The 12309-nt window shown below is 62.0% G+C and carries 11 protein-coding genes; 10 read left to right on the plus strand and 1 reads right to left on the minus strand.

Translation table 11 applies throughout. The features are described 5' to 3' along the window. Positions 1–134: 134 nt before the first annotated feature. The 8 genes from HPQ64_RS11000 to HPQ64_RS11035 all read left to right on the plus strand — a co-directional run bounded on the left by HPQ64_RS11000 (position 135) and on the right by HPQ64_RS11035 (position 9102). A complete protein-coding gene (locus HPQ64_RS11000; RefSeq protein WP_172888376.1) occupies positions 135–2201 on the plus strand; it encodes a NosR/NirI family protein in 2067 nt (688 codons plus the stop codon). Continuing rightward, on the plus strand, positions 2198–3421 hold the full coding sequence (locus tag HPQ64_RS11005) for an NnrS family protein (protein ID WP_172888377.1): 1224 nt from the start codon (positions 2198–2200) through the stop codon (positions 3419–3421). Before HPQ64_RS11000 ends, HPQ64_RS11005 begins: the two co-directional genes overlap by 4 nt. Before the next feature lie 106 nt (positions 3422–3527). Next, the gene (locus HPQ64_RS11010; RefSeq protein ID WP_172888378.1) at positions 3528–3980 is read left to right on the plus strand and encodes a c-type cytochrome; all 453 of its coding nucleotides are present in this window, start codon (positions 3528–3530) and stop codon (positions 3978–3980) included. A gap of 16 nt (positions 3981–3996) precedes the next feature. Continuing rightward, complete coding sequence (locus tag HPQ64_RS11015) at positions 3997–5346, plus strand: cbb3-type cytochrome c oxidase subunit I (RefSeq protein ID WP_172888379.1); 1350 nt, start codon at positions 3997–3999, stop codon at positions 5344–5346. 79 nt (positions 5347–5425) lie between these two features. Then, positions 5426–6238, plus strand: coding sequence for a CbbQ/NirQ/NorQ/GpvN family protein (locus HPQ64_RS11020; protein ID WP_172888380.1), 813 nt, complete (start codon positions 5426–5428; stop codon positions 6236–6238). Between the two features lie 28 nt (positions 6239–6266). Then, positions 6267–8213, plus strand: coding sequence for a nitric oxide reductase activation protein NorD (locus tag HPQ64_RS11025; RefSeq protein WP_172888381.1), 1947 nt, complete (start codon positions 6267–6269; stop codon positions 8211–8213). 8 nt (positions 8214–8221) lie between these two features. After that, a complete protein-coding gene (locus tag HPQ64_RS11030; RefSeq protein ID WP_172888382.1) occupies positions 8222–8809 on the plus strand; it encodes a cytochrome c oxidase subunit 3 family protein in 588 nt (195 codons plus the stop codon). Positions 8810–8817: 8 nt separating this feature from the next. After that, positions 8818–9102 (plus strand): cytochrome C oxidase subunit IV family protein, encoded by a 285-nt coding sequence (locus tag HPQ64_RS11035; RefSeq protein WP_210260153.1) that lies wholly within the window; start codon positions 8818–8820, stop codon positions 9100–9102. Positions 9103–9105: 3 nt separating this feature from the next. Here HPQ64_RS11035 and HPQ64_RS11040 read toward each other — a convergent pair whose 3' ends face one another. After that, complete coding sequence (locus HPQ64_RS11040; protein ID WP_172888383.1) at positions 9106–9822, minus strand: Crp/Fnr family transcriptional regulator; 717 nt, start codon at positions 9820–9822, stop codon at positions 9106–9108. 414 nt (positions 9823–10236) lie between these two features. On the opposite strand from HPQ64_RS11040, the gene HPQ64_RS11045 reads away from it, so the two are divergent. Both HPQ64_RS11045 and HPQ64_RS11050 read left to right on the plus strand, forming a co-directional pair. Next, positions 10237–10971, plus strand: a complete 735-nt coding sequence (locus HPQ64_RS11045; protein ID WP_172888384.1) for a FadR/GntR family transcriptional regulator — start codon at positions 10237–10239, stop codon at positions 10969–10971. A 100-nt stretch (positions 10972–11071) separates the two neighbouring features. Continuing rightward, positions 11072–12208, plus strand: coding sequence for a sugar ABC transporter substrate-binding protein (locus tag HPQ64_RS11050; RefSeq protein WP_172888385.1), 1137 nt, complete (start codon positions 11072–11074; stop codon positions 12206–12208). Positions 12209–12309 lie beyond the last annotated feature (101 nt).

A 12309-nucleotide genomic window follows, 5' to 3' on the forward strand; every position in this document is an offset into this window, starting at 1 on the left:
CCTTGACGATCGTCAAGCACATGCATCTGCCGTGCGGATTACAAACGAAAGCATGACGAATGAGGCCCCGGCGCCATGAGCGGTTGCGTTGAGCGCGCCGGAGCCGGGCCTCCTTTTAGCGCGGACAAGGGCCGATGGTTGCAATCGTTCACAGGCTAAAAGCTGCGTTATGGGCCGTGGTCCTGCTGGCGGGAATGGCCATGCCGGTTGTTGCGGCGGGCGAAAAGACGTTGCGGGAAGCGGCGGCAGGGATCCTGAACGCCGGTCCGGCCGGCCTCGATCTTTCGCAACTTGAAACCGCGCCGGATGTCTACCGGATCGAAGGGGAAGCGGGCGGCGGCTCGTCATCGCTATATGTCGGGTCGAGTTTCCGGCTTGTCGGATCGCTCGGCTATTCCGGAAAGCCGGTCGATGTCGCCGTCGTCGTGGACGTATCGAACGCTGCCGCCAGGATTTCCGGCGCGAAGTTGCTTTCCCATTCCGAGCCGATCCTCACGCTTGGCATCGATACGCGCGATCTAGCACGATACGTGGGCGGTTTCGCGGGAACCGATGTCGACGCGGGGCTCGCCGCGCTCGTTCGCGGTGGCAGCCTGCCGGATGCCGTTTCGGGGGCCACCGTTTCAAGCGGGGCGATCCGCAACGCGATCCTGCGCGCGGGGCGTACGATTGCACGCGCCGCCCGCGCGGAGACCGCCCGTACCGGCGCCGCAATCCGGGAAATGGAAGATTTCCCGGACTTTGTGGAAGGTGGCGCGATCTCGCGTATGTCCGTGGATTTTGCCGCCGCGCGGGCAGCACTTCCCGGCTACACGACGATAGATCCGGGCAAAGATACGTTCGTCGAGCTTCATGCGGGCGTTCTTCGGGATCAGGATATATCCGCGAGGCTCCTGGGGCCGGAGACCTTCGCACGGGTCGACGCGGAGCGGGGCAGGGGCGAGACGGCGCTCTTCATCGCGGCAAGCGGCCTTTATTCGGTCAAGGGCACGGGTTGGAAAAAATCCGGCGTGTTCGACCGGCTGGAACTTGTCCAGGGCGACAAGACGAACCGCATTTCCTCCGACAGGCATATTCGTCTCGAAGAACTTGTGGTGAAGGATGCGCCGAATTTTCGCGAGGCGATGGTCGCCTTTCTTCCTGCGGCCTCCGGTTTCGATCCCGAAAAGGCGGCCCGGCTCGATCTTGTGGTTACCGCGCCTGACGGGTCGAGCGCTCGCTTCGGTCTCGACCTTGCACCTGAAAAAGTGCCGGATGAGGCCGCTAATCAGGAAATGGCGGGAGAGCCTGAAGGCTGGCGGCTTGAGTGGGAGGCGCGGGCACCCGACCTGGCGATCCTGACCGTCATGCTCACGGTGCTTTTCGCGGTGCTTTACGTTTCCGGTCCCCTCGTGCGTCATGCCGAGACCTATCGCACCTTTCGTACCGGGTTCCTGCTCGTGACGCTCATCTGGCTTGGCTGGATTGCCGGCGCGCAGCTTTCCGTCGTCCAGGTCGTTTCCTTCATTCACGCGCTTCTGGCCGACTTCCGCTGGCAGACATTCCTGCTCGATCCGCTCGTCTTCACGCTCTGGGCGTTTGTGGCGATCACGCTCGTCTTCTGGGGGCGCGGGGTCTATTGCGGCTGGCTTTGTCCTTTCGGCGCGCTTCAAGAGCTGACGAATCAGGCCGCGCGGCACTTCAAATTCCGCCAGATCGAGATACCCTGGGAAATCCATATCCGGCTTTGGCCGATCAAATACATCTTCCTGTTTCTCATCATCGGGGTATCGCTGCAGGAAATAGGCCTTGCTTTCCGCCTTGCCGAGGTGGAGCCCTTTAAGACCGCGATCACGCTGCATTTCCTGCGCCCGCCCGCCTTCGTGGCTTATGCGTTGATCCTGTTGTTTGCAGGGCTTTTCGTGGAGCGCGCGTTCTGCCGCTACCTGTGCCCGCTTGGCGCGGCACTGGCGTTGCCGTCGAAATTCAAGATCTTCGACTGGCTGGTGCGCCGCCCTCAATGCGGGCGCGAATGCCGGCTGTGCGCCACGACCTGCACCGTCCAGGCGATCGATCCGATCGGCCGCATCAACCCCAACGAATGCATCTACTGCCTGCGCTGCCAGGCGAACTACCACGACGAAACCGTCTGCGTACCGCTGAAAATGCGCGCAAGGCGCCGCAACGCGGCATCACCCCCTGAACCGGACAAAGCGTCATGACGCATCAGAGTTTATCCGAAAGACACTCCATCCCGACGGTCTTTACAGCAGGCTTCCGGCTCTACTTTCTGGCGGCCGGCGCCTTTGCCCTTTTCGCCATGGTCGCCTGGCTTTTCTGGCTCGGCGTTCATGCCGCCGGCGGGTCGTTCGCCGAGCCCTGGACGGCCGTCGCGCCGCAGCTGTGGCATGCGCATGAGATGGTCTACGGCTATACGGTCGCGGTCATCGCCGGCTTTTTCCTGACGGCCGTGCCGAACTGGACGGGCTCTCCGCCCGCGCGCGCCATGTTCGTCGCCGGAACGGGCTTCGTCTGGATCGCCGGCCGTCTCGTTATCTGGTTTTCCGGCTTTCTCGATCCGGTATTCGTGGCGCTCGTCGACCTCGCCTTCGTGCCGCTGCTCGGCCTCAAGATAGGCGGCAACCTCCTGAAGAAAACTCAAAGTCGCAATCTCATCTTCCTGGGGCTTTTGACGCTCCTGTTTGCGGGCAACCTGCTCATGCACCTTGAGTGGTTGGGCGTTTCGGGAGGCGATGCCATGGCCGGCGTCCGCCTTGGTCTTCTGACCACCGTTGCGATGATCGCAATCATCGGCGGGCGCGTCGTGCCAGGCTTCACGCGTAATGCGCTCAACCGGGCAGGGTATTCCGGCAAGATGCCGGTGCTGCGGCCCGTATTTGACAGGGTCGGCATCGTCAGCGCGGTCCTGCTGGCGCTTGCCGCGGGTCTCGACGCTCCGTCGGTGGTCATCGGCTCGCTCGCGGCGATCGCAGCCGTTTCGAACGGTATCCGCTTCGCCGGCTGGCGCTTTCAGGCGACTTGGCGAGAGCCGATCCTCTGGTCGATGCATCTTGCCTTCGCACTGCTTGTTGCGGGCTATGCGGCGCTCGCAACTGCGCATCTTTTCGGCGATCCCAGTGAAATCGGCGCTCTGCACCTGCTTGGCGTCGGCGCGGCAGGCGGCATGACGCTTGCGATCATGACGCGCGCAGCACTCGGTCATACGGGCCGCCCGCTCGTGGTTTCCACGCCGATCGCCGTCGCTTATGCCTCGATAGCGCTTGCTGCGGTCATACGTGCCTGCGGGCCGGCGCTTCTGCCCGATCATTACTACTCGGTGATGTTCGTCTCAGGCGGGCTCTGGCTTGCGGCTTTCACGCTTTTTCTTGCCGTCTATCTGCCGGTTCTGGCGTTTTCGGCGAATGAAAAGTCCGGCGGCTGAGGTGGATTTTCTCGGTATTTCCCAAGCTTGACGAAGGTCAAGGGAATCTTGCGCGGGCTTTCTTAATGTTCGTCTCGCCTGAACATTTTACCTCATGAGGAAGCCGATGAGCGAAGGACTGACCGCTTCAAAGGCCCGCAATATCTTTTATGGCGGGTCCTTGTTCTTCCTGGTCGTTTTCGGGGCGTTGACGGTCCATAGCCACATCTATGCCGTCAACACTTCGACCGATGCCGAGGGGCTGACGGAATCCGTCGTCCACGGCAAACGCGTCTGGGAAGAAAACTCCTGCATCAACTGCCATACGCTGCTGGGCGAGGGGGCTTACTTCGCGCCCGAGCTTGGCAACGTGTGGGTACGCTACGGCGGACGCGACGATCCCGAAGGCGCCCGCGAAGCCATCAAGCTTTGGATGCAAAGCCAACCGACGGGCATCGAAGGCCGTCGCCAGATGCCGCAGTTCAACCTGACCGACGACGAGCTCGACGCGCTCGCCGACTTCTTCAAGTGGGTCAGCGAAATCGACACCCAGAACTGGCCGCCGAACGACGCGGGCTGATCCGGAGCGAACAATCATGAAATATCAGTCACAAAAGGTCGCGGCCTATTACTTCTACTGCGCGATGGCGCTGTTTGCCGCGCAAGTCACCTTCGGGCTGGTGCTCGGCTATATCTATGTCGCGCCGAACTTCCTGTCCGAACTTCTTCCCTTCAACATCGCCCGCATGATCCACACGAACGCGTTGATCGTGTGGCTCCTGCTGGGCTTCTTCGGGGCCGCCTACTACCTGATCCCGGAAGAGGCGGAGACGGAGCTTCATTCGCCGAAGCTTGCCATCCTCCAGCTCGTGCTGCTGATGGTCGGCGCGTCGGGCGCGGTTGTGGGCTATCTCTTCCGCGTGCATGAGGGGCGCGAGTTTCTGGAGCAGCCGCTCTGGGTCAAACTCGGCATCGTCGTCGCAGCGCTGATCTTCCTCTACAACATCACGCTGACGGTGCTGAAAGGCCGCAAGACGGCGATCACCAACGTGCTCCTGCTTGGGCTGTGGGGTATTGCGCTGTTCTTCCTCTTCGCGCTCTACAACCCCTCCAACCTGACGCTCGACAAGATGTATTGGTGGTATGTCGTCCATATCTGGGTTGAAGGCGTTTGGGAACTCGTGATGGCGGCGATCCTTGCCTTCATGATGTTGAAGCTGACGGGCGTCGACCGTGAGGTGGTGGACAAATGGCTTTATTCCATCGTCGCGCTTGCCCTGTTCACGGGCCTGCTCGGCACCGGCCACCACTATTACTGGATCGGCACGCCTGGTTACTGGCAGTGGATCGGCTCGATCTTCTCAGCCCTTGAAGTCGCGCCTTTCTTCGCAATGGTCGTATTCACCTTCGTGATGGTCTGGAAGGGACGGCGCGAGCACCCGAACAAGGCCGCGCTCCTGTGGTCGCTGGGCTGCTCGACGCTTGCCTTCTTCGGCGCCGGCGTCTGGGGTTTCATGCACACGCTCGCCCCGATCAACTACTACACCCACGGCACCCAGGTGACGGCCGCGCATGGGCACCTTGCCTTCTACGGCGCCTATGTCTGCCTCAATCTCGCGATCATCACCTACGCGATGCCGCATTTGAAGAACCGCACGCCTTACAACCAGGTCCTCAACATGGCCGCCTTCTGGCTGATGTCCGGCGGCATGGCGTTCATGACGTTCACGCTGACCTTCGCCGGTGTCGTCCAGACGCACCTGCAGCGGGTCAACGGTGAATACTTCATGGACGTGCAGGACCAGCTTGCGCTCTTCTTCTGGATGCGCTTCGGCTCAGGCGTGGCCGTGGTGCTCGGTGTGCTCATCTTCCTTTATGCGGTCCTCGTGCCGCGCAAGGAAGTGGTGACGCCCGGCATGAAGACCGAAACGGTCCCCGCCGAATAATCGAAACAGCGGCCCCGGCTTCGGTCGGGACCGCTCTCCAAACCCGATCCGCAAAAGAATTTTACAAGGAGGACGGTTCATGCTCGATACCGTTCACACCCTCTCCGCCGCATCCGCTGACGCTCCCTACTATCTGCCTACGGGCGATGAATGCGCCGTTTTCGAAGCGGCCTACCGCAACAAGTTGCCGCTTCTTCTCAAAGGGCCGACAGGTTGCGGCAAGACGCGTTTCGTTGCCCATATGGCAGCCAGGCTCGGCCTGCCGCTCACGACCGTCGCCTGCCATGACGATCTTACCGCCGCCGATCTGACGGGCCGCTATCTGCTGAAGGGCGGCGAGACAGTCTGGGTGGATGGTCCGCTTACCCGCGCGGTGCGCCAGGGTGGCATCCTTTATCTCGACGAGGTGGTGGAAGCGCGCAAGGACGTGACCGTGGTTCTCCATCCGCTCACCGACGACCGCCGCATACTGCCGCTTGAGCGCACGGGCGAGACGCTGGAAGCGCCGGATGATTTCATGCTCGTCGTGTCCTATAATCCCGGCTACCAGAACATCATGAAGACGCTGAAGCCGTCGACGCGCCAGCGCTTCCTCGCGCTTGAGTTCGACTTTCCGTCTCCCGAACGCGAGGCGCAGGTCGTCGCCGCCGAAAGCAGGTTATCGATCGAACGCGTGAAGCCGCTTGTGTTGCTCGCGGGCAAGCTGCGCGACCTCAAGGGCCAGGATCTGGAGGAAGGCGTCTCGACCCGTCTTCTGGTTTACGCCGCCTCGCTCATCCGCGACGGCATGCCCGTCATGAAGGCGGTCGAGGCGTGCCTCCTGCAGCCGCTGACGGACGATGCCGAGATCAAACGCGGTCTCGACGATCTTGCCGTGGCACTTCTTGGCTGACGGTCCGGATCCGGACGAGGAGAGGGTTATGGCATTCGCCGATATCAAGCCCTGGGAGCCGGAGGAATCCGTCGGGACCCTCTGGCACCGGTTCATAACGAAGGTCGACGCCCGGCCGTCCTTTCCCGAAGCCGCGGTTGCGCTTGAGGCCATGAAATCGCGCATCGGTGTGCTGTTTCGCGCGCTGGGCGGGGCGGCTGGTGCTGAAATCGCCGAAGCCGCGGGAGAGATGTCGCACCATCGTCTTTCGTGGCTGCGGAAGCTCGGCACACCTGAGGAAACCGTCGCTCGCGCGGCTTATGACGGTGAGACGCTTGCCCTGCCGGCCGCGATCGACCTTTATCCGGAAACATCGGATAATGAGGCGCTCTTCATCTGGCTTGCCGCATCCGCCGCATTTGCGGTCGAGCCGGCGGGCGATATGCGCGATTCCCTTCGTCGGGACGTCGCTGCCCTTCGCGCAGCGAGCGTCACCGTTCGAGGGACGCTGGACGCCTGTCCGGGGCTTTTGCCGGTTCATGAGAGGCTGGCGGCGGCGACGCTCGCCGTTCGGCGGCGCCCCAAACGCCCGCAGATGGAGGCCGATCTTGAGGCGGCCGTGCGCGCCCTTCTTGGCGATCGCTCGCCGTTGTCGGAAACCGCGGAGCTTTTCCGCGCCGCGATCAGGGGGGAGGCGCCGCTCGACGCATTGCCATTTGCGCCCGATGGCTACTGCCCGGTGGAACCCGTGCCCCTTTGGCTCGACCGGCGCAAGGCGGCTTCTCCCGAAGCTGCGGGAGAGCGCGATGATGCGGCATCGGCCAGTTCCGCCCAGAAAGCCGGCATGCGCAAGAAGGCGAAACGGCGGGACTCCTCGGAAATCAACAAGCGGGATTCCCTGATCCTCAACCGCTTCGAGACGATCCTGTCATGGACGCAGTTCATGAACATCAACCGGCGGGTCGAGGATGACGATGCCGAAACGGCGCGCAAGGCAGCCGACGACCAGCAGGAACTGGGTCTTGGCGATATCGACCAGCGCCCGGCGACGAAGCTTGCCTTCGACCTCGATCTCGCGCCGAAGGACGTCGACCGTGTCGCCCTTTCCGGCGAGCACCTGGTGCCTGAGTGGGATTATCGCTCGGGCCAATACCGCAAGGATGCCTGCCGCATCCTGGTCAGCGACGCCGACCCGGGCGAGGGTGCCGCATCCGCTGACGAAGACCCGGCTCGCCGTCGTCGCATCGCCGCTGTCCGCCGCCGTTTCGAGGCGCTCCGGCCGAAACGTTCGATCCTGCCGCGCCAGGTCGATGGCGATGAACTGGACATGGATCAGGTCGTGCGTTCGCTCGTCGATATTCGCGCGTCGGGTGAGGGCAGCGACCGCATCTTCAAACGCGTGGTCAATGCGGAGCGGGATCTGGCCATCGCAACCCTGATCGACGTTTCCCGCTCGACGGAGGCGATCGTCGAGGAACGTTCCGTCATCGATGTCGCGCGCGAAGCCTTGACCGCCTTCGGCCATGGCCTCCAGCAGACGGGGGACGATCACGCGATCTACGCTTTCTCCTCGCTGCGGCGCGACAAGGTCTTCGTCAATCGCTGCAAGGCTTTCGGCGAGGCGATGGGCCCTGCCGTGGAACGCAGGATAGCGGCGCTGAAACCGGGCTTCTATACGCGCCTGGGTGCCGCGGTCCGCCACGTCTCGGAGGAACTGGCGGCGAGGGCTGCAAGCCGCAGGCTTCTGCTCGTCATCACCGATGGTAAGCCGAACGACATTGACCATTACGAGGGCCGCTTCGGCGTGGAAGATACCCGCAAGGCGGTGATCGAGGCACGCCGGCAGGGCCACGCGGTCTTCGCGGTCGCCATCGAGGCGGGCACGCAAGCCTATCTGCCGTATCTTTTCGGGCGGAACGGCTATGCGCTCGTTCCCCGGCCCGAACGGCTTGCGGAAGCGCTGCCGCTGATCTACCGGCAACTGGTCACGGAGTGAGCGTCGCCATGGGAGATGGCGAGGGAGCCTGCAACGAAGCCGCTGAAATATCGTCCGGCTGGGGGCCGCTCTCAGCCCTGCCGGGCGATGCGATGATGTGGATCCTCATCATCAGCGAGTTGGCCGTCTTCGGCGCAGCGCTTGCCGGCTATGCGGTTGCCCGCGCGCTTGATCCTGGCCTGTTTTCAGCGTCGCAAGCCCATCTCGATCCATTTTCAGGCGCGCTCAACACCGCGATCCTTTTGACGAGCGGGGTTTTCGCGGCAGGCGCGGTCCGGCAGGCGCGGGCGGGTGTTATTCGGGCAACGCGCCGGCTCATCGGTATCGCCTTCCTGTTCGGCCTTGCGTTCCTCGCCGTGAAGGTCGGCGAATACGCGGGCCACCTTGCCGATGGTTACGGGCTGGAGACGAACACCTTCTTCACCCTTTACTATCTCGTCACCGGCTTCCATGCTGCCCATGTCGTCTTCGGGCTGATGATCCTCGCACTGGTCGCCGTTTTCGCGAGCGAGGAGAACGTGACGACAGGTTGCGCCTTCTGGCACATGGTCGATCTGATCTGGGTGCTCGTCTTCGCCGTCTTTTACCTGAGTTGAGGGTTCCCATGCCGCATGGCGCGATACGCAAACGGCCGCTTCTCCTCATCTGGGCGGTGCTCATGGCGCTCTCGGCGCTGGGCGCATTCGGCGCCTGGCTTGCGGATGGCGAAACGCTGCGTCTTGCCGGGCTCGGCGCGATCGCGCTTGTCACGCTTTTCAAGGCTCGGCTGATCCTGGCGGACTATCTGGAGCTTTCCCGTGCGCCCGGCTGGCTCGCCGGGTTCACCGTCGCGATCTTCCTGCTGCTCGCGATGATCTTCGCTCTGATCGCCCTTGTCCCCGCGCCTTGATGCTCAAGCGCGCGAGCGCAGCACCTCCGCACGTTCCTGCTCCACGAAGTCACGCAGTTCTTCCACATCGGCGATGGTCGCCATGTTCTGGTTGATCTTCACACCCACGGTGCGCACTCGCTGGAAGGCGCGTGACAGGCTCTCCGGCTTCATGCCAAGGCGGCCTGCGATCAACGCCTTGTCATAGGGAAGGGCGATGGTGCAGGCCCCTTCTTCCACAGGTGCCAGTGACAGCAGGAATTCCGCCACGCGCTGGGCGCCCGTATGCGCCTTGAGCTGCTGGATCTGATGGACGAGAGCATGCAGGTGCTGGGATGTGGAAGCGAGCATGGCAAGGCCGATTTCGGGGCTTTCGCGAATGCGCGCGAAAAGGTGCCTTGCCGGGATCATCAGCACCCGGCAATCGGTGACCGTTTCGCCGCCCGCCGGATAGACGCCGCCCGTGAAGGCGGCTGCTTCGGCAAAACTCTGGCCCCTGGTGAAGACGCCGACCACCGCTTCCTCGCCGGCGGGCGTTATGCGGTAGACCTTCACCCATCCGTCGAGCACGATATAGAAGGCGCTTGCCGGCTCGCCCTGGATGAACAGCGTCTCGCCCCGGTCGAGCGTCTTGACCACGCCGTCGGAAATAAGAGCCTGAAGCGTGTCCTCGCTCAGGCCTCCAAGGATCGCCGTTTCGCGGATGCTTTCAAGGTCTCCGTCGCGCAAGCCGATTGCCATGTCCCACCGATATCGTGTTCAATTGTCAGTTGCATTCCGCTTCCCTTTTCGCAGGACCACTGTGAGCCTGCAAGGCAGCCGCCGGACTATAGCAGCACGAAAGCGCCATAAGGAGTACGGGAAAGCCCTTGCTTTCTATTTCGTCCGGTTTGCGTTTCGGGGGGGCGGCATTGGAGAATTGGATGGCGGTTCCTGGTATGACAAATATGAAGGTTGTACTATCAGTTTGCGGCGAGACGCGTCACCTTACCGGGTCCCCTGATGTACTTATAATTCATCGACTTTTATCGCCTTGATCAAAAAAAATGCCGAAGTTTTCCGGCGATCTATTGACAGCCCCTTTGAGGCAGTTTTACGTATTTGGTCCAACAAATAGTTTGGTAGGGGTTGCAGCAAGGCGACGGAGACCTTCGGATGGCGGTGAGTACGGTCAAGGGTGCGTTATCGGTGGACACAGCTTCGCCGGACGGATCGGCGGTTGACCATGTCGTGCACCAGATTCGCGAGTTGATCGCGCAAGCCGGGCTCAAGGTGGGCGACAGCCTGCCGACCGAGCGCGAACTTTGCGCGCAGTTCAACGCAAGCCGCAACACGGTTCGCGAGGCGATGCGTATCCTGAAGGCTTACGGGCTGGTGGAGGTTCGCCCGAAGGTCGGCGCCACGATTACCGACAATCGCATGTCGCGGGCGATCGAGCTGTTTTCCTTTGCCACGATGGAGGTTTCGCGCAAGACCTTCAGCGACGTGCAGGCGTTCCGTGATCTGCTCGAAGTTGGCTCGGTGGAGCAGCTTTTCGACCGGATTTGCGATCGGGACATAGACGAGCTTCATTCCATCAACGCGAAGCTTGCCGGCATCCACGATCTGGAGGAGGCTTCGGAGGTCGACTTCGCCTTTCACGTAAGGCTGATCTCGATCCTCGATAATTCCGCAATCCTCGACGTCTATAACGTCATGAAGCCCATCATTCTGCGCATCATGCAGAAGGGGAAGACCCGCCGCACCTTCAAGACGGAAACCTTCTCCGAACATGAAGGCGTCATAGAGGCCATGTCGCACCGGGACCGGCTGTCGTTTCAGTATCGCCTGCGTACCCATCTGATGACGGGCTTCAAATATTTCAACGAGGAGATGGAGGCATCTGCCTGACGGATGAACGAGTTCTGCCGTGCTTGAGAGAGGGCGCGGAAGCGGGCGGCGCCGACCCGGCGAGAAATTCCGCGAAAGGCGCAAAACGGGAGGAAAAGCGATGAAAGCAGCGTGGAAATTGTCGTCTGCGGCATTGGTCCTGGCGTTGTCGGTCAATATGGCGGTGGCCGGGCCAGAGGTCGTTTCGGGGCCGGGTGCGAATCCCGAATGTTTCGCACCATGGTCGGCCGATACCAAACACTTCCAGTGGCAGGCGCGTCCGGCGCCCTACCGGATCGCCGTCGTCAACGGTTTCGTCGGTAACACCTGGCGCATCCAGATGATCAAGACCGCCAAGGCCTATGCGGAGGATCCGGCGGTCAAGGACAAGATTTCGGAATTCAAGGTCGTCTCCACCGGTACGGATGCGCCCGCACAGCTCGGCGCGATAGAGGACTTCATCAATCAAGGCTATGACGCCATCATCACCATCGCTGTCTCGCCGGACGGTTTCGATCGTGTGATCCGCCTTGCCGACAAGAACGACGTCGTGCTTGTCCCCTTCGACAATGTGCTCGATACCGACAAGGTCATGCAGGTGAACGAGGATCAGCTTGCCATGGGCCGGACCTGGGCGGAGTTCCTGCTGAAGGAGCTTGAAGCGCAGGGAAAGACGTCCGGCAAGATACTCGAGGTTCGCGGCCTGCCTGGAAACTCCGTCGACCGCGACCGCTCGATCGGCATTAACGAGGTGCTCGATGCCTCCGGCGGGGACTGGGAGGTCGTCCAGGTCGTCGGCAACTGGGATGACGGCACGGCGCAGAAGGTGACGGCGGATGCCGTTGCCGTTCACGGGACGTTTGACGCCGTCGCCGCCCAGGGCGGAACGACCGGCGTCGTCCAGGCGCTGCTCGACGCGGGCCACCCGATGGTGCCGATTGCGGGTGAATCCGAAAACGGATACCGCAAGCTGGTGGCCAAACATGCCGACGAGGGGCTCAAGGGCATCTCCATCGGCCAGTCGCCCGGTCTGGTGGCGATTGCCATCAAGGCGGCGATCTCGGCGCTGGAAGGCAATGTCATGCCGCAGCTCATTTCGGTTCCGCTTCCCGTTGCCGACTACTCGTCGCTGGAGAACGGGGTGAACTACTGGACGGATCTGCCGGACAACTTCTTTACCGTCAACGAGTTCCCGCCCTGCGGTGTGAACATCTCCGGCCCCGCCATCATGGCGCAGTCGGAAGAAGACGTGAAATAACCGCTTCACCCGCCTAGTCACCCGAATCTGAAGTTCGTCTCAATGCCCGGCATGCTCTGAACGAACTTCAGATTCAAAAGGGTGACTAGCAAATATATGTT

Origin of the sequence: Hongsoonwoonella zoysiae (assembly GCF_013266695.1) — a bacterium.
GTDB classification, from domain to species: Bacteria; Pseudomonadota; Alphaproteobacteria; order Rhizobiales; family Stappiaceae; genus Hongsoonwoonella; species Hongsoonwoonella zoysiae.